16 protein-coding genes and 1 pseudogene are annotated in these 18,236 nt (G+C 45.9%); all 17 read right to left on the reverse strand.

Translation table 11 applies throughout. From position 1 onward, the window contains the following. Positions 1-1,176, reverse strand: a pseudogene (locus A3844_RS19720) (hypothetical protein); the annotation flags it as partial. 109 nt (positions 1,177-1,285) lie between these two features. Next, a complete protein-coding gene (locus A3844_RS19725; RefSeq protein WP_074085339.1) occupies positions 1,286-1,585 on the reverse strand; it encodes a WXG100 family type VII secretion target in 300 nt (99 codons plus the stop codon). A 199-nt stretch (positions 1,586-1,784) separates the two neighbouring features. Further along, positions 1,785-5,090, reverse strand: coding sequence for a DUF5704 domain-containing protein (locus tag A3844_RS19730; protein ID WP_083606937.1), 3,306 nt, complete (start codon positions 5,088-5,090; stop codon positions 1,785-1,787). Positions 5,091-5,211: 121 nt separating this feature from the next. Continuing rightward, positions 5,212-6,399: an S-layer homology domain-containing protein gene (locus A3844_RS19735; RefSeq protein ID WP_074108287.1), complete on the reverse strand. Its 1,188-nt coding sequence runs from the start codon at positions 6,397-6,399 to the stop codon at positions 5,212-5,214. 68 nt (positions 6,400-6,467) lie between these two features. Then, complete coding sequence (locus A3844_RS19740) at positions 6,468-7,448, reverse strand: hypothetical protein (RefSeq protein WP_074108288.1); 981 nt, start codon at positions 7,446-7,448, stop codon at positions 6,468-6,470. Next, positions 7,435-7,986 (reverse strand): hypothetical protein, encoded by a 552-nt coding sequence (locus A3844_RS19745; RefSeq protein ID WP_074085346.1) that lies wholly within the window; start codon positions 7,984-7,986, stop codon positions 7,435-7,437. The genes A3844_RS19740 and A3844_RS19745 overlap by 14 nt, the downstream gene beginning before the upstream one ends. A 15-nt stretch (positions 7,987-8,001) precedes the next feature. Then, entirely contained in the window at positions 8,002-8,364 is a 363-nt protein-coding gene (locus tag A3844_RS19750) for a PDZ domain-containing protein (RefSeq protein WP_074085347.1), read from the reverse strand. Continuing rightward, positions 8,364-8,906, reverse strand: coding sequence for a hypothetical protein (locus A3844_RS19755; protein ID WP_074108289.1), 543 nt, complete (start codon positions 8,904-8,906; stop codon positions 8,364-8,366). The genes A3844_RS19750 and A3844_RS19755 overlap by 1 nt, the downstream gene beginning before the upstream one ends. A 62-nt stretch (positions 8,907-8,968) precedes the next feature. After that, positions 8,969-9,475, reverse strand: a complete 507-nt coding sequence (locus A3844_RS19760) for a hypothetical protein (RefSeq protein WP_074108290.1) — start codon at positions 9,473-9,475, stop codon at positions 8,969-8,971. A gap of 56 nt (positions 9,476-9,531) precedes the next feature. Continuing rightward, positions 9,532-10,038 carry a hypothetical protein gene (locus A3844_RS19765; protein WP_074108291.1) on the reverse strand — a complete coding sequence of 169 codons (507 nt, stop codon included), beginning with the start codon at positions 10,036-10,038 and terminating at the stop codon, positions 9,532-9,534. Between the two features lie 13 nt (positions 10,039-10,051). Further along, a complete protein-coding gene (locus A3844_RS19770; RefSeq protein WP_074108292.1) occupies positions 10,052-12,133 on the reverse strand; it encodes a hypothetical protein in 2,082 nt (693 codons plus the stop codon). Continuing rightward, positions 12,130-13,977, reverse strand: coding sequence for an ATPase, T2SS/T4P/T4SS family (locus A3844_RS19775; RefSeq protein ID WP_083606938.1), 1,848 nt, complete (start codon positions 13,975-13,977; stop codon positions 12,130-12,132). The genes A3844_RS19770 and A3844_RS19775 overlap by 4 nt, the downstream gene beginning before the upstream one ends. Next, a complete protein-coding gene (locus A3844_RS19780) occupies positions 13,970-14,803 on the reverse strand; it encodes a CpaE/TadZ family protein (protein WP_074085353.1) in 834 nt (277 codons plus the stop codon). The genes A3844_RS19775 and A3844_RS19780 overlap by 8 nt, the downstream gene beginning before the upstream one ends. A 6-nt stretch (positions 14,804-14,809) precedes the next feature. Beyond that, positions 14,810-15,379, reverse strand: coding sequence for a hypothetical protein (locus tag A3844_RS19785; protein ID WP_074108293.1), 570 nt, complete (start codon positions 15,377-15,379; stop codon positions 14,810-14,812). 5 nt (positions 15,380-15,384) lie between these two features. Further along, positions 15,385-16,434 (reverse strand): SAF domain-containing protein, encoded by a 1,050-nt coding sequence (locus A3844_RS19790; RefSeq protein WP_074108294.1) that lies wholly within the window; start codon positions 16,432-16,434, stop codon positions 15,385-15,387. 21 nt (positions 16,435-16,455) lie between these two features. Then, complete coding sequence (locus A3844_RS19795; RefSeq protein ID WP_074108295.1) at positions 16,456-16,758, reverse strand: hypothetical protein; 303 nt, start codon at positions 16,756-16,758, stop codon at positions 16,456-16,458. A gap of 21 nt (positions 16,759-16,779) precedes the next feature. Beyond that, positions 16,780-18,234, reverse strand: a complete 1,455-nt coding sequence (locus tag A3844_RS19800; protein ID WP_074108296.1) for a hypothetical protein — start codon at positions 18,232-18,234, stop codon at positions 16,780-16,782. Positions 18,235-18,236: the final 2 nt, after the last annotated feature.

The following is an 18,236-nucleotide window of genomic DNA, read 5'->3' on the forward strand; positions in this document are numbered from 1 at the left end:
ATCCGTAATTGTCCCTGCCATCCCATACGATGCCGTATCGATTGCATTCACCAGGATATTACTTCCACCTTCTAGAATATTGGCAAGCGTCTGGTTTCCAACACCACTTCGCAGCAGACGGTTTTTATCTGCCACTTCCTTCTCTTGCTTTTCGTAATACGCTTTGGTCTCTGCATAGATCCGGTCCTGCTCCTCTGTCGACAGGGTAGACCAATACGTCTCTTTCAGCCGTTTCATTACCTCAGGGTTGTCCCGGTTTAAAATCTCTTCATACGACACCTGCTTAGTCGGGTCAGACGATCCTATCGAGGCCTGCGGCTTCATCAGCGCCAATTGCTGTTTCGCCCAATCCCCCTTCGTCCCTTCCATCCTCGACATCTGCAGCAGAAGTGAATATTCTTCCGTTTCCAACAGAGGCACACTGCTGGTCGTACTCGACGGATCGTAGTCACATGCCTTCAACGCCGATTGCTTGAAATACACGCTTAAATCTTTCCCTGCCTCATATTGAGCCTTATCTACGCCCAGGGACTCCAGCTTCTTGCGTGCGTCTTCCGCCAGCTTGTGCATCGCATCCATTTGTGTTTGATTTCCAAAAGCTTCGTATACCCCGTAGGCTGTCTGCGCCTTCGCGATCAGATTCCGTGCCTCGTTGATATCGTTTAGCTTGCTTTGCGCTGCGATACCCTCTACGGTCCCTAGACCGGACTTTTGAAGGATGTCCCGAAGATTCCTTACCATCGGATCGCTATCCAGTTCATCCCGGTCTGTTAAGGCAGCAATGGAGGAGATCAATTTCGTCGCTGCTTTCTGCGCAAAGGTTGGAATCGAATACCTCCCTTGGCTTCCGTTTCCCCCAAAACTTCCGAACATGCCTGCAAAGAGGCTGAACTGCTGGGTGAGTTGGCTGGCCTGCCGCTTTTTCTCTTCCTGAAGGCCTTCAACGCCCTTTACGGCTTGATGAATAATATCTTCGAGCTTTTCGGCCTCCACCGTTAGCTCATTGATCAGCACCTGGGCCTGCACCAGGTTTTGTCCCAACGGAATACCGCTCCAGTTGTTGGCCTGGCCTTTCAGTTGCAAATACAATAGATTCGTGTCCTGGCTTACCTGTCCGATCTTTGTTTGCAGGTGCTGGACTTCATCTACGCTAAATACTAGCTTCGTTGACGCCATGTGCTTCCCCCTGCTTGCTTCTAATTAAAATTAGCTATGCAACTTTCTGCATAGCTAATGGCAATCTTATGTAGTGGGGCTCGTGAAGTTTGTTTGACTTAAAAATATGCTAGAATTGTTGCGAATTTTTAACTTGATCTGAAAGTGTCTTATAACTTTCAGAAACCTTTTCCATGTGCAATCCAAGCTTTTCAAGTGATTCCTGGAATTGTCGAAACGTCGGTTCCAATTTTACAACCTTCTGCGTAAAGTCCTGTGCTGCCGCGTCATCCCATACACTGTTGAGATTAGTCATTGTAGTCTTTATTTTTTTGATTAATCTATCCACTTCATCTCCATACCCTTTAAGTATCTTTCCCTGTCCAACTAATCCATCATAATTCAATGTAACTTTGGTGGTTTGTGCCATTATTAACCTCTCCTTAAGTAATTGATTTTTATATAAAAATGAACTTAAAAAAATATTCTTTCATCCCTATCAGTTTTTTTAAGTTCATTATTATAGATCCAGTTCCCACTATATATTTATCGGTCTAAAGCACTAATAAGTTTATATATAAATCCTTTTAAAGATAAATTAAACTCCTAAGGAATTTTCTACAAATCCCCTATCTTCCCTGCCCCTGATAATCATTTCGCACAGAGTAGTCCGATTCGAACAGGATAATGTCCCCGGAAGAAAAAGAAAAGGTCTGACCCCGTTCATCCGTGTCTCCCGTCATCTGGCCTTCAATCGCCCACATGTTGGCAATGGGGGCCTTGTAGCCTAGAATACGCGTGTCTGCATCTCCATTTTTGACCGTATAGATTCCGAACTTCACCAGGATATATCCACCCTTAATGAACTCCTTCTCATGCCCATCCAGTGCGCCGCCGTACTGATTCGCCAGAGTGACTATATTGGTTCCCTTAGGCAGGATGTAAGGAGAAATCGGCAGATTGTATTCTCCGTACCAGTGCTGAACACTTCGAACAGCCGCAATGGGGTCTACTCCGTTCGGAATATCAGTCGGACCGACTAAGGTCCGCGATTTATAGGGCAGAACCTCCAGGTCATAGCCCGTGGCAAGTTTGGTTTTGCGCTTTACATACTGCTTGTAGAACTTCAGCCAAGGGGTCTTCTCCCGCTCCTGCTCATTCAGTATATAATTGTACTCATAGCTGGCCGCCGTCGATAATTCGCCACTCGATATATTCCGCAGGTCATCCGCCAAGCGATAGGTTCGGGTATAACTCAGCTTGTCCTTGGAGGAGCCAACGCCAATCATTTTGTTGTTTGAGCCGGAGATATCATAGTACAGATCAACGGGTGTCGGCGATCCCCCACTCTTTGGGATAAAATAGAAGCTCGGTTCAATCCGGATGCCCTCGCCCGGCTGCCACAGGTTCCCCATGGTCCGGAAATCAAACAGGAAAGAGTATCCGTTATGCGGTACCGTCAATTGTTCGTTAGGATGAGAACCCTTGCGAATTGGCAACTGCCACTGTGGTTGCCCGCTTATGGCCGTTGGATTACCATTCTCGTCATTACCACCTGTATAATACATCGCAGTGCTATGCTCCAATGTCCCAACTCCGGTGCGGAATACCTTTTCAAAACGAAAATCTCCGATGTCCCAAATCCGAAAATTAAACAGCCGGCCAACCACACCAACATTGAAACTCTCCGATGCGCAGTAATTCGTTAAGTCCCCGTTCAGGTTCACCTCGCAAAGATCAGTGCCATCTGACGGGGCATTAATAGCCCAGGATTGTGTATTGATGGTATAATCGCCTTCATTGACCCAGGTCGGCATGGTAAAAGTCATGGACGGTGTCCCGACAGGAATGTAAATCCAGGTATTTTCCGGGTAATACTGGCCGTCTTGAAATACGCCAAACGGAAACTGGATGCGTTTGTTCTTCGTGTATTTGGCATAATCCCGGTTGCCATACCCAGGGATATTGAGATGCTGGCCGCTCTCCGTAAAGTGTACGGTGAAGGGCCGATCCAGAATCAGCACTGTCCGTGTCAGATCCGGAACCATCCGCTGGTCGAACGGGCGGTTATCGTCAGGGAGTAGCGAGTAGTTGACGACAGGCGTGTGCACCGTTATGGAGTTTATACCATCAATCGGAGACACCTTATCCTCTGTCCCACCGTTGATATTCCCATCCATCGGAATATAGGTAATCTCACCGGAGCTGGGAAGATTAGGTGCATTCAAGTGTGCTGGCTCAATGATGTTTCCCGGGCTGTACAGCACGTAATCGCCTATCGGCTGCGGGTTCGGGATGGTACCTGGAGATTGTCCCGCCTCTGTAGCCTCACTCCCGTCCATGATCGTCTGTCCAATGAAATCAAAGGTATCATTCTGAACTTTGATTTTCTTCGCGGCTTCTTCTGCTTTTGATTGGAAAACTTCTTTTTCATTATCTGGTTCCGGGCGGGTCGTACCTCCCTGTACATCACTCGGAGAAACTGTGATCAGATCCGGAGCCTCAGGAGGAATATATTTGCCCGTGATTTCTGTAGAAAAATCAGGGGGAGTATATCCATTTGGTTTTAGGGTTACTGCTCCCCCTGAAAGAGCATCATTCCTCAGCACCGCCTTAGAAAGGGCGTAAACTTCCAAAGTATCAATAGTCCAATACGAATAAGGACGATTGATGGAGTAAGAGTAGACTACCGGCTTTGGTTCGCTTGTTGGAGCAGGAACAGTCCCTGGTCCTGAGGGAGCCGGTTTTGTAGGGTCCCATTTTAAGGTATATACTTTTTGAATCTTAATATCATATGTGCACGTACCCTTCATCTCAACAAATCTATTCTGATAAAGATAACCCTTAGTAGAGGCATGACCATATAAGCTTTCTGAGCTCGGGATACCCTGCAGAACATCGAATTGCTCATTTCCACGCTGATCTGCTCTGATCTCAGCGGCTACACCAGGATCCAGGAACTCACCGGAAACGACTTGACCCGGAGCAGGGTCGGTACATACTACCGTCGGGGCCTCAGGTGTGGGTGTGGGTGTGGGAGGCGGTGGTGTTGCAGTCCCATTTTTAACGTAAACCTCATAGACATTTGGATAACGGTAGGTGTAGGATTTGATATCAAATTTGAAGAGTGCAAAATAATACATCGTTGCTGAAGAGCCATTCGGTGCAATTTTCTTCCTAAGGCCTTCATGGTCATAATTTTGTTTGAATTCTATACTTGCTTTATCTAGATCAATAATTTTCAGACCAGAGATAACTGTACTTGGATCTGTGTAGCCACTTACACTGGGGTCTACAGGGTTGCCATGATCATCTACCACAATAACAGCCTGATTATGAATCAAAGAAACATTTACATTGACCTGCAAGGGATTTGCTGTACGAAGCGTTTCAGAACTACCATCAATTATCGAGGTGGGTATATTTCCATAATCCACACCTCCAACAGCTCTATATGGTTCTTTCCTTTGATAGGGAATATCCAAAATCACTTTTTTCCCAGGCCAAGCATCCCTTACTAAGCCTCCAATCTCCTCGCTTCCTGGATCACTGTTTTCCCCAGGGATATCGTATTTCCAATGTCCTCCTTCACCAGGAGTCCAATGTTCTCCACTTATTTTTCTATCCCATGCAAACCAGGTTCCCCATGGAACATTGCCCACTGATTTAACAGGCACCGGCTCTCCATGCAATGTAAGAATATTATTATAGGTTTGAGCATTAACATTAATGGTTTGCAACACTTGATTATCCTTTTTTAATACGATTTTCGTAATGATCTTCCCATTTCCTGCATCAAAGCTCAGTGGCTTCGTAGTTATCTCCTTCTCATTGTGAAATACAGATTGATAATCGCGGATTACGGTGTCCGGATCATCCACCTTATATTGAATTCCATCGGTTTTCAGCAGGGTCTCATCATTTGCTGCCGCCATAAGAATGTCAGGTTGAAGGCCACTAAACATAGTCCACAATATCAAAAATAATAAAACGACAGTACAGCCCAAAGTTATTTTTAAAGGTTTATGCTTCATGGTTTCAAATTTCACCATCGAATTAATGAGCCTGAGGTATTTTCAAGATTTCATTAGTGGCCCCATTCCACTCACCAGAAGGGGTTCTTATTAAAAGTTGTAAATCACCTTGTCTTTTCCAACCGGTTTTCGGAAGTATTTTTATGGCCAGATCTCCAGGCGTCTTTTGAAATACATTTGCAATAGAATTCAAATTCCCTTTCATGAAGGGACCCCAATCAAGAGCGAAACCTATAAAACCAATATCCATGTGCACATCAAAATCGTATTTACTAAAATCGACTGTAGTTTTGAAATAAATCAGATAACTACTCATCGATTTCGTCACAGGAATTCCCTTCGGAATATTATCAGTAGTATTCTTCCATTTTAATGTAGACAAGGGGGGGACCAATTTCAGGTTTGGGTCATTCTTATCGGTTAAATCAATAGCAATAACAGCATCAATATGCTCTATGAACATTTTATCTTTTGTGGCAATCTTGAGTTTATCTTCCTTCCATAGTTCTGCAACAGTAAGATCTATGGTTGGATCACCGGACTTAAAGACTTCAGGCATTACCGTAAAAATATTCGTCTTATGCCAGGCCAATTCTGCGCTGCCAATTGCGTACTTATCTGTCGGAAGCTTGCCCCCGCTTTTCACAGTCAATACACGCTCTACAGTGGCTACAGATTGTGCTCTTGTTGTATATTCCTTTTCTCCAAGCTTGCCCGCGCCCAGTCCGGAGATTAAGCCCGTTTTCGTAGCCAGATACATCCACTTATCTGCTTCATTTGTTTTCAGACCCGTTGCTCTTGCCGCGATACGAGCCATTTCATTTCGCGTAATCTTTTTATTCCATTCAGTATCCGAATTTGCAAAATCACTTTTGGTGTACAAGGCCGCTTGTTCCGCAGCTTCCACATAACTTTCATACCATTTCCCTGTAGTCTCCTCCACGGGTTGTCCGGTCGCTGTCACAATCATTTTGATAAATTCTGCGCGGGTTACATTTGCGTTAGGCATAAATAGCCCCCCGGGATATCCCACTACATAGCCTTTGTTTACCGCCGTATCAATTCCTGACTTCGCCCAATGATTAGCGGGAATGTCACTGAACGTAACGGGGGCTGCTTTGACTTTAGGATTGGATGATGAGACCATACAAACAGTGAGCACCAAGATGAAAGGGACTGCTTTTTTACTTAGTTTCAAAAGAGTATTCATAAAACACTTCCTCTCATTGTTAATATATATAAGTCTTGGATGGTACAACTCAATTACAGATTAAGTTACTAACGAACCGAACAATCTTCAATAAAATACCCTTTCCGTGCGGCCTCCTCGGGGTCGAACAGAGTCTCAATTACAGCCGCCCCGGCCGGTACACAGCTTTCTCCGTAGGCGATATGCCTTCCTGATGAATTCCGGGTACCTATTAGAACCTTGCGCCGCATCACTGCACCGCTGCCAAGGGAATAGGCATCCAGCAGCTCTCCGCCAGGAAGCGGATAACCTTGAATAAAAGCCATAATCCCCACATCCTGTATGGACTGCTCCTGCAGCCCTCGGGGTAGTGTGAACTGAATCGACAAACCCATCCGTTTCACCAGCTCCAGGTGCCTGTTAATTGCGGTTGCCAAATCATTTTCTACCAGTGAAGTTATCGTACTTTGCCGTACCTCACGGAAGAGTTCAATTGAGGTTAACGGTGAGAGATTGGTCTCCGCCGCCAGCGCTGAATACTCTCCCTCATAGAATTCATTTGATCCTGTATCATATACCCGTGCGGTGTCATCCAAAGTGAAATACAGCAGATTGCCGTTCTGAAGCTTATAGTAATAAGGACGCTCAGGCCAACTGACAGGCTTAAGCTCTCCCTTGCCGCTAACTGTAGCCGTGTCGTCCAAAGTAACCAGCCTATAGCCGCTATAACCAAACATAACCAGTGCCGGCATATGTAATTTCAAATTGTTCATTTCGGTCTGATTGTTCTCCAGTCCAAATTTCATAGCCAGATTACTGTAGAACACACTCAGCACGTCCTGATCTAGCTGCAGTTGACGTTCCCGCCCGTAGTGCACCGCTGTTGTTGTCGGCTGCATTTCCAGTCGCGACAGATAATCACCCGCATCATCCACTGCGGACTGAAAATCATCCGAATACCGTTTGTACAGGTCTTGATTGAAGACCCGAAGATCTTCTCTGGTATCACCCATAAGAACAAGCGGAATAACCAGAATCAGAAAAACAAGCACCACACTAAGGGGCTTCACTTCGTACCATCCCCCCGTACTTCAAATTGACCGGAATTAGTTCACTATGAAAAAGCAGAGATCGCATTCGAGAGGCAAGCGTCGTCCCTTCGGATTCCAGCCGGACATTAAACAGATCGCCCACATGCATGGTGAATCTTCTGCCAGGATCATCTGCTGCCAGTGAAGTACCTGAATCCGGATATAAGACTTTCAAAATATCTTTATTAAAGTAGCCATCGTACCGGACACTGAAGCTGTTCTGGAATGTGGAATAATCGTCAGGGTTCGTATACAAAGGCTGCAAATTCTTTTTGTAATACTCCATTTGGACATCGAATACACCATATGAGGCATCAAGCGAATGGAGAAAAAGCTCATAGTCGCCTACATCCACGTACCCCTTAGCACGAACTGTATCCACGAATTCCACCACAGCCGCACTGGCTGCGAGCTTAGTATTCCTCTCTACAACCTCGGATTGGCGAAAAGCCGGATAGACTCCAAACACGAATGCAAGCAGAATAACGATAATTACACCTTTCAGCGCATCTGCCATGCGGCTCCTCCATTCTCAGCGGGTGGCAGAGATTTCCGTAATCATCTCATTGGTTCGCGTGACTCTTAACTGATAAGCAGCACCAGGAACTCCGCGCAAATCCACTGCTGTAAGGTCTGTTTCCTCATTAATCACAATGCCGTCAATATGTAAAATATAGTCCCCCTCCAGTGCCGCAGGGATCATACCGATGACTTGCTCACCGCTGACTTTTTTTAGATCGCCTGTCCCTTTGTAAAGCGCGTTTGCAACCGTTGGCTGCTCCGGTTGCCGGGCCTTGACGATGTTCTCCCCTTCCAAGTGTAGAAATGTAAAACCGCCGATAGTGAACAATATCCAGGCGAACAGGGTTAGTAGAAACTGGGTGGCGGTTTTCATTAGTCCTTCGGGTTCTGATTAAATACAATTATTCGAACTTGACCGTTATTATCTCTAATTACTGTCGATTTAAAAATCGAAAGAGTATTCACATTTACATTAGGATCACTACCAGATGGTTTTTTGCTCTGGTCCAGCATTTCCGATACACTATATGCTTTGGTACTATCATTTTTCTTACTATAATCAATTGGTTGTGCTGGTGTTTCTCCTTTCTTTTCTGTAGCCAACGTATAGTAAGTTTTATAAGAATTCTCCGCATAAAATCCTGTTTTATTTACACCTGTCTTAATAATTATTGTAAATTGAGGTGTACCTCTATAGCGCATCGCTGCATTAATAACGTCCTGGCCAGAGACATCCTTGTTATCGTAGCTGTTAAATTCCGCCTGGTTAATCATTTGAGTCTGGGCTAAAGTCTGCTCCTGAGCACGAATAAAGTAGTTATTGATGATTAGATAAATGCTGACTCCAGCAGCAATAATAAGAATGGTGACAATGATACCAATCACCCACTTTAAACCGGTCGAAATATTCTCCATGCCATTCTCCCCTATTCTCCTATTAAAGGTATTATGTAAAAGACCGAAACTACTATCACATATTATTTTGGTTTTTGTGTAAATACAATCAATCTCACTTCCTCATTCTCATCTCTATAGATCTCAGCTGTAAAAACACCAAGCGTGTTTACGTTAAAATCGTCAGAATCTGTTACATCTAGCATTTGAGAAACACTTTTTCCGTCTCCTGGACCTGTTAATGTCAAGTCCACATATTTACCAGTATTTGGAACTGAATAGTAAGATCCATAATTATTCTCCGCATAAAATCCTGTAGTAGCATTTTCCCCCGTATAAATCTTAATCGCAAACTGCGGACGACCCTTATACCGCATCGCCGCATTAATAACATCCTGCCCGGATACATCCTTGTTATCGTAGCTGTTGAATTCCGCTTGATTAATCATTTGGGTCTGGGCCAGGGTTTGTTCCTGTGCACGGATAAAGTAGTTGTTGATAACCAGGTAAATGCTCACACCAGCGGCTATAATCAGGATGGTAACGATAATGCCGATGACCCATTTAAGGCCGGTCGAAATATTCTCCATGATATTTTCTCCTCACTCTATTTGAAGCTTTCTCAATTCTACTGACTTGGCGGCTGTTACTTCGCTTCGAAATAAATAGCCGCGATCCGCTCATTTTTATCTTTTATCAGCTTCGCCCTATATCTGGCTTGCGGGCTGATGTAATACAGGCCGGATGCATCCGAGATTTCCTCTTCGTCCGCATCAAAATTATCTGTATTGTCTTTGAGTTTCTCACCGGAATAATCGAACTCACGGCAAGAGCCTTTCCCGCTCGGATTCATGGTGAATTTCCTATACGGCTCTTTCGCAGCAGTGGTATATGGCTGCTCAACATAAAGACAAAACCCATCCTGCGATTCATACCGCCGGTAAGCAGTCAGAATCTGAGAGCCGCTGACAATCTGATTGTCGAATGCGGAATATTGCTGCTCCGACAGTTCCCTGGCCTGATCCGCCGCCTGGCTATTCGCCAGCTCGACTACAGGCTGTGTTTTGCCCCACAGGAATAGTCCTGCTGAAATGATGGCAAGCGTAATTAAAATAGATATGGTTGTCTTAAGAAAGCTTGCTATATTCTCCATGCCTGTGTCTCCTTCACATTTTGCCAGTTACAACAGTCAGGTCGCCGAGCTGCTGGAAGGCCATATAGACGAAGGGAAGCAGTAAATATAAGGTGAACGTTGCCTGCATCGGCAAGAAACCGAATATTTTACCCAGTGTGCTTTTTCTGCTGATTACCTTCTCGTAGTGTTCCTTGCGCTGATCCATTGCGAATGCCCTCTCGGCATCCATATCATCAAACGCCTTCTTCACCGGGATCAGATCGGCTGCAACCTGCAAGCGGTCTGCCAGCCGTTCGAGCGGTACGAAGCGTGCATCTTCCTTCAATTTCTCAATAGCGCTCCAGCCTCCCGCTTCATAATCCAGCATGCAGCGCAGCAGTTGCCGCTCGAAAATGTAACTGTACCGATGCAGCCACTCTATCATTTCATACACGCTTATATTGGGAAATTGGGACAGCATCATAGACAGCGTATTGAAGCCATCCACCTCGTTCTGCATCTCCCATTTCCGCAGTTGGGTACGAATAATTAGATAAGCATCCGGGAGATAGAACCCGCCCATTGCCAGTCCAAATGCCAGTAGAAGCTCATACCATTTGAAATATTCCTGATGATAATCTTCCACTCTGTTCACCAGTTGCGCTGCATAAGCATTCTGGTCCAGGCTGGTTTGAAGAAACGGCTTATTCTCCGCTTTCTCCTGAATGTAGGACAGCATCTGATCCGGAGTAATATCCTTCGCTACCAATTCTCCAATGAGAGACTGCTCAAAGGCATACCGTTCCTCGCTCAGCATCTTCTGGGACTCCGTCTGATTGCCCCCCGTCGTAATCTGCTTATTGGGATGCAGGATGTTATGCTTGATATTGGCATGGATGGAGAATTGAATCGCCACGATCAGCAAAAAGATAACGATTGCCGCCATTGTTTTCTGTAAATAAAAGGCATGCTGTGACAGCCCGGAGTTGGCATCCTTCAATTTACCGGCTACCTTGAAATGGATAGGCTCATGTTCTTCAGGAGTGATCCTGTCTACCAGCTTGAAGATCCATTTTTTCTTCAAAAGCCGGTTTAACCACTTGCCCTCATCTTTGATGGCTTGCGTATCTTCATCCACACCCTTGAGAATCCGTAGGGCAATAAACGATACTATGAACGTGATGTATAGCAAGATTAGCGAATACAACCCCCATGCGGAATTGTAGTAATTGGATACAATCGGAAACATGCCCTCCGCCCAATTGCGGATCGGATCCAGCATGAATACCGGTGAAATAGCCACAAAAACAATGCCGTATAACAAACGGTCGATACGTTCACGTCGATTGATATCCATGTGAATCTCTTCTCTAATATTGCCGAGCATGGATAGATAAATGGAACGTTCCCCTTTATGTATGTCCGCATCGCCGTATTCACCTATTTTGTAGCTCACTCCGGCCAATTGCTTCATATACCGGTTAGGTGCAATCTCATAATATCTCTGCAGCTCATCTTCAGGGTCCACCGCTGCCAGAATTCCAGCAATCTGCCGGGCATGCACGGCTACCATGGGTTTCGTACGTTCCGCAGAGTTCTCCAGGCTGACTTGTACCATATGCGTCTGATGATATTCATGACGGATATCCAAAATCATGGAAGATTGGTCATACAGCATCTGCTTCACTAAACGGCCAATGAAGAGATCGCTAAGAATACCTCCTAAGTAAACAGAAACCAGCATAATTGTCGCTCGGCTTACCCAGGAAGAAGTCCAGAGGAAAGAAAGTAGCGAGATGATTAGAATACAAGCGACAATCATCATTGTCAGCGCAGCCGCGCGGCTCCTGATCATGATTTCGTTGCCGGCATGGATAATGGTCAGACGGGAGCGCATCCGGTGAAGGAGTTTCTTTACAACCGGAAGTTCATCTAGCACCGGATAAGCTTTATGTGCCTGCTCCAACCATCTTTTCCCCTTAGTACGTGCAGGCAGTAGCGCCTTTAGGCGTCTTTGCTCTTGATATTGCGTGCCTTTTAATTTACGCTGCACAATGCTGAGCAGGACAAGCAGGATGGCCAGCAGCACGCCCGATGAGCCAAGAACAATCAACAAAACGGTTTGCAGACTCATGCAGATTGCCCCCAATACTTTTCAAGAAATGCAGTGAATTCCAGTGCATCCTCCTCATCCATATTTTTGCGCATTTCATCGATTTTACGGCTGCTGATTGGATGCTTGGCTACGTATTCTCCCGCCTCCCACACAATTACATCCTTATAATCATAGGCGCGGCGATCCGTCATCCTTCCGAAATATTCAGTCATGGTATCCATAAAAGCATCCAGCTTATCTGCCATATTCTCCGGTTCCTTGTATTTCTGAGGATATTCATACTGGGGATCAGCCGGAATAATCTCTGTAATCCGTTCGATGTATCTTTTACCTGCACGCAAAACCAGATGGACATTGAAGCCAAGTGCTTCTACGACCTGAACCTCGGCAATCTTCTCGTTACTGAAGGCTCCAGATGCGATAAGACTGTTGCGTAATGCGCTGACCAGGTTAGCCAGTGTTTTGCCGTGATGCGTAAATAATGTATATTCAGAAGCCACCTGGGCTGCCTGAATTACATAACTAACTACACTGTGAGTGGCTGCCTCACCGACGATGTTCACTGCACCATCCGTTTTCTTCTGCACATCGAGCCCGTCCTGCCCACTAACAGAGGGTGTTTCTCTGAAGGATAAAATATTTTTGCCCGGATACATTTTTCTCGCCCAGATCTCGAAGGACGTTTCTTGAATCCGAATGTTCTTCGCATCAATATATTTGATCAGCGCCTTGAGCAGCGTTGTTTTCCCTGATCCCTGTCTGCCAGTGATGGCTGTGACCTGATGGCCCAGGATGAGAAAGACAAGCATATTAATAGCAAGCGGTGCACCCTGGTCTTTGATTTGCTGGTCCAGTTCCACAAGCGAATCGTTAAATTTGCGGACAAAAAAAGCCCAGCTTTCGGCCATTTTGGGCCGTACAACCACGACCCGACTGCCATCAGCCATATCATTAATGATATATCCCTTGGACTCATTCAATTGTCCGGGATTACCGAACCCGTAAATATTTTGGCAGACCCGCTTGAGCTCCTTCTCCGAGCCAAAGCTTAAGAATTCCAGATGAAGTGACTTCCCCCGGTAAAATGTCCATACTGCATCATAGGACTGTGGAATGAAGTGCTGTTGCTTGGTATATTCCAGAAAGTCTGTTGTCTGCACAACATCTGGAGGCATACCGCTTGTTCCGCCATTGATACCGTCGATATTCTGGTCCCGAAGCTCATCGATAACTCCGAGGCCCTTGTAAATTTGATAGGCTCGCTGAACGATAATTTCAATTTTGTCCTGAATGGACAATCTCGGCTGCTCGGAACTATAGATACTGCGAATTTGTTCTTCGGTAATCTTGTAGCCCTTAGACCCGTCGGGAAGTCTTTGCAGTGTGTCCAGACTATACTTGCTTACCATTACATTAAATGCATCCTGCCCATGCTCTTTCTTGAAGACATGAAGCAGGATATCGAAGCAATCCTGTGAAGTCAGCCGGTTCGTATGACCGAAGCTGATAATCTTGTCTACATTACCTTCCTCTAGGCCATAGGTCTGAACCAGCAGATCCTTCATGTACAGCTTCACGTATTTCTTGGCGGACAAATCGCCGTGCATACAGCTTCTAAGCGCCTTCTGCAATTCTCTCCGCCGCGCCTTCCGGCGGTTGTATTCTTCTTCACTAGGGCTTCCTTCATAGAGAGACGAGGCAATAATCTCCTCAAAAGCCCGTCTCAGAAACAGCACGATTTCGTCTATATCATATTTTAGTTGAACGGACGGAAGAGCCGAGTTGTTACGTCTGCCCAGCCATAAGTACAAGAACACTCCAATAGCAATCAGGATAACAAAGATCAGAATCAGATTAATCATTCGCAACGTCCAATTCCGATACAGGGGAGATCTCCAGCGTCCTCAGAATGAGCTGCCCCATCTGGCGTACCGCACCAGTGAAATATCCGTCCTCACTGAACTCCAGAAAACGGGATTTTGCCTCTCTTGCCTTCAACAAGAACTGAACCATGCGCCGCTCGTTCTGGGCATCCATATAACCGATATGATGCGGGATGAAGCCTACTTCCTTTTTCTTCAAATCGTACTGCTTAATGATTCTCTCCCGATTAAATCTGGAGGTACGCTCATATGCACCCAGACAATACAGGACTGGCTTGGTTTTCGGCACAGGATCCTTGTTGTTTTTCAAAAAGTATGAATTCAGACTTACCTGATTCTGATTCAGGTTAACCACAATCAAATCTGCCTGCTCCATAACCAGAGACACCACATCCGGGTTGTCTTCAGAGGAGATGTCCACAAACAGTAAATCATAAAATCTTCGATAATCTTTAAAAATGTGCGGAAGCAAAAGCTCTGTCTCATGTTTCTCGGCACTCGTAGATCCACCCAAAAGCTCCAAACGGTCTTTTAGAATGGACTCCGCATGATCTCTTATACCCTCGGGCGTGAGCATTCCGCACTGCACCAATCTCTCAATCGCATCCATCCCTCCCGAGGTCCGTGCAGACTGAAGCGTTGTTCTTGTCTGTGAGAATACATGCTCCAGTACCCCTCGCTCCAAATGCGTATGTGTCATTAACACCCTGATATGATGATCCAGCGCTAAGGTTGCCGCAACAGCTGCCATATTCGAAGTTGTTCTTCCCTGCCCTTGGGCAGGTCCCCAGAAAGCTACAAGCACAATTAGTTACCCCCGTTTCCTTGCATACTGCCACAGCTTCTTGATGTCTTTCTTTGGAACATTGCAGATTTCAATCAAAAAGTCATTTACGGCTTCGGCAAAATCCTTATCCACTTTAAGATCCACTCTTCCATCTTGGATCCAGTCAATTCTTCTCTCCGGGCTGCTGATATAACTGATTTTCGAATGAATCACCGGATAATATTTATCCACATACTTCAATCCAAGTCCGCATTCTTCTTCGATGACGAGCAATAAAGCAGGCATCTGTTTCTGATCAAGCAGCTTATCTACGTTCTCCATAGCCTGACGTTCATAGGTGGTTGCAAAGACAACCACCTCCTCCTCAAGATCCTCTGGATATCCATAATGCCAGTCATACAGAACAATATCCGGTTTATCGGCTGCTGATGAATCAGCTATCCTTATGCCTGACACTTCCCCTTCAAAATACTGATAGTGCCTGCTATTGTCCGATATAATCATGACATCATTGTTAAAATAACTTTTTAACAAAATAGCTGCTACAAGTATGAAATCGTGCTTCTCGCAATCCCCTGCGACAACAATGTTCAAATCGGTCACTTTCCTTCCAGCAGACTGTCATCGGTTGCTGCTTTTTTATTCGTCAAGCCTGTTGAGCTCTGATCCGCACTTGAATCAACTGGCGCTTGATTGCTCTGATCTATAATTCCGTTCACGGATTGACTGTTATCTGCTTCCGCAGCACCAGTTGCTGCCGCCGCTCCCTGTTCAGCTTTTCTCTGAATCACACCACTACCACTTGGAGCCTGCGCTCCGACACGGATTTTATTTTCATCCTCAATGGCTTTAAGCCGTTTCTCAAGCTCCTTACGAAGCTTCTCGGCAAGACTCCATTTGGCTTGATCAATAATGAATGGGTCATTCTTGATCACTCCGAGCACATCCAGGTTAGGCACATAATTCACTACAGGTTCAGGCTGAAGCTCCGGTTCTACGTACTGCTTCATATACAGCTCAGCATTGTTAATATAAGCATCCACCAAGGCTGCCTGCAGCAGTTGTGCCTCTTCTTCGTTGTCATTAAAGAATGTATATTGATTCGCCAGATCTACGTCCTCCAGCGACTTCTTTCCAACGACTATGTAATCTTCACCATTAGGAAATACAATCCGGATATCGACAACATCCCTTTTCGTTAACCGAAGCGGAAGCTTGATATATTCGGTCTCTTCCTTTCGTTCTGAAGCATCCAGTCTTGCTTCATCACGCACCATTTCAGTCGTTACCGCCGTACCTGGCATGGCATCAATTTTCAGGTATTTGCCCACAATCGCCTTGGACTCATTGATCAGATTATCCGGCGAGGAGAACTTTGGAAGCTTTTCTTCCATTACATCCTCTGCAGTAATTGCCTCACCGGCAAGCTTGGGGGATATCAAAACATAGGCAGTCTGGGATTGATCCATATAGCGCTGCAATACTTCATCTTTATCCTTCAACTGTTCTTCGTAAGCCGCCCGCTCGTCAATCAGCTTCGCATTATAGTGGCGATAGGTTGCAAACCATACCCCGGATGTAATGACGGCAACAAGACAACCTGAAATAATTGTGTATCTTAAAATTTTTTTCCGCTTGCGTACTGCCACTTCACAACCTCATTTCCATTCCTATTTGGTTTTGCCTTTCATTTTCGAGGCCGCCGCCGCCGCTGCCGCTGCTGCCTGTTCTTCTCCCTGCAATTTATCTGCATATTTCAGCATTTCTGATTCAATAAGTGCTATGGCAGCTTTGAATTTGTTCATTTTTCCAATCCAATCCATACAGTGCTGCTTAAACTCTTCTCCGCCCAAATCTACCCAATAATCAGATACTCCAGCGATTGCCCCGGTCATTTTATCGGTGCATTCCTGAGCACGGGGCTGCAATTGATGGCAATTAAAAGCAATACCTCTAACCATACCTGAATCCATATCGAGCCTCCTGATTGTGAATTACCGGCTCTCCGGAACGAAAGAGAATCCGATGCCAATTAATAGCAAAGTCACAAACAAGACCGCCCCTGCGATTCCCCAGAGCAGTGTTTGTTTGCGAAAGAGCTTTTTCTGAACGGTCAGCAGCTTCATCACCCATTCGACTGCCGCCTTATCTGGATACAGGGGATCTTGATGTGCAGGCATCAGAGTGGCTTGTATTTCTGGAAAGTCCTTCTTCAGTGCTTGCAGCACTTCCTGATGCCCGTTCTCCAGCAGAAGCCTGCACCGTTTGCGTTCAAATGGGTTCAGTGTGTTCAGCTTCTCTTTCAACAGTTCATATTTCCACATGGCTCCGTTGCCAACCATAATTGGAATTTGTGAGTTCCACCACAGCTCCAGCCCGCTAGTTCCCTTCCGTTCACGGTGGATATCCAGCCAAAGAATGATATGTGTGAACTCGCTGGCCAGTAGCTCGGAAATATCCCACGTATATCCCCTGCGATAGAAGGTAACCCCTTCATATTCGAACATAGTAGAAACGGAATCTTCTTTCTCCCCTTCAAATACGATCTGTTCAAGTGAACCGATTTCCGGCCTGTCATCTCCGCAAACCAGCGGCTTCCAGCCTAGCTCTGCAAGACCTGCCGCTACCAGAAAAGCCGCCGCGCCTACATCCTCTTCCCCTCCGACACCGCAAACCCCAATGACAAGCGGCACATTGCTGCCCAGAATTCTCGGACCTGTAACAGGCGTTGACTGTTCCTCCACGGGAATGGATTGTTCCAGGCGTTCCAGTGTTCCCGCTTCGGATGGAGCCGGAGACTCTGTTCTGGCCGGGGGCTTCGGTCTGGGTGGTGCGGACCCTGCGGGAGGGCGTGGAGCATTGGATGGCCTCCCACTGGCGGCACCCGTACCGGGCCCGGCCGCGGCCGTCGGCTGTGGTCGGGTAAGCGAATCTACCGGTCTTGCGGGAGCAGGCAGCGGCTCTTCTACTTCCGGAACTGGAGCCGGTGCAGATGATGAACCTTTAAATGAAAAAAGGCCTTTCTTCTTACCAAGGATATGATAATAATCTCTTGTAGTTTTCTTCTCCTTGATCCAGTTCAGAAGATTATCGCCCCGGAATTCCGTGGTGAACTGAAGATCGTGAATGTTCATATTCACCATAGCCCGTATAAATTCAATATCTGTCTGCAGCGCAGGATCTAATTGAACAATCAAACGCGTATGTTTGAGATATTTGCGGATCAGCGTCATGAAGCTGATAATATCAGCAGCCTTAACCGGTGTACCCAGGCCCGCTCCGCCCTCCATAATAACGATGGATGAAGGATCTACCTCCTTGCTGCTGAAGCCACTAATAAAACTATGTAGTGTAGAATGTTTCCCGGAAATTACATAACCCTCATGCTCAAGTGACCGTGATAAAAGCATAATGAGTTCAGGTGAGCAGACTAAATGTACGTTTTTCATTG

It is taken from the genome of Paenibacillus helianthi, from assembly GCF_001909055.1.
Classification (GTDB): domain Bacteria; phylum Bacillota; class Bacilli; order Paenibacillales; family Paenibacillaceae; genus Paenibacillus_AQ; species Paenibacillus_AQ helianthi.

Excerpts from the sequence above, each read along its gene's own strand:
- A3844_RS19765 (WP_074108291.1), bottom strand. The coding sequence starts at position 10,038 with ATGGAGAATATAGCAAGCTTTCTTAAGACAACCATATCTATTTTAATT.
- A3844_RS19775 (WP_083606938.1), bottom strand. The coding sequence starts at position 13,977 with ATGATTAATCTGATTCTGATCTTTGTTATCCTGATTGCTATTGGAGTG.
- A3844_RS19795 (WP_074108295.1), bottom strand. The coding sequence starts at position 16,758 with ATGGATTCAGGTATGGTTAGAGGTATTGCTTTTAATTGCCATCAATTG.
- A3844_RS19750 (WP_074085347.1), bottom strand. The coding sequence starts at position 8,364 with ATGAAAACCGCCACCCAGTTTCTACTAACCCTGTTCGCCTGGATATTG.
- A3844_RS19760 (WP_074108290.1), bottom strand. The coding sequence starts at position 9,475 with ATGGAGAATATTTCGACCGGCCTTAAATGGGTCATCGGCATTATCGTT.
- A3844_RS19745 (WP_074085346.1), bottom strand. The coding sequence starts at position 7,986 with ATGGCAGATGCGCTGAAAGGTGTAATTATCGTTATTCTGCTTGCATTC.
- A3844_RS19735 (WP_074108287.1), bottom strand. The coding sequence starts at position 6,399 with ATGAATACTCTTTTGAAACTAAGTAAAAAAGCAGTCCCTTTCATCTTG.
- A3844_RS19725 (WP_074085339.1), bottom strand. The coding sequence starts at position 1,585 with ATGGCACAAACCACCAAAGTTACATTGAATTATGATGGATTAGTTGGA.
- A3844_RS19770 (WP_074108292.1), bottom strand. The coding sequence starts at position 12,133 with ATGAGTCTGCAAACCGTTTTGTTGATTGTTCTTGGCTCATCGGGCGTG.
- A3844_RS19800 (WP_074108296.1), bottom strand. The coding sequence starts at position 18,234 with ATGAAAAACGTACATTTAGTCTGCTCACCTGAACTCATTATGCTTTTA.
- A3844_RS19730 (WP_083606937.1), bottom strand. The coding sequence starts at position 5,090 with ATGGCGGCAGCAAATGATGAGACCCTGCTGAAAACCGATGGAATTCAA.
- A3844_RS19755 (WP_074108289.1), bottom strand. The coding sequence starts at position 8,906 with ATGGAGAATATTTCGACCGGTTTAAAGTGGGTGATTGGTATCATTGTC.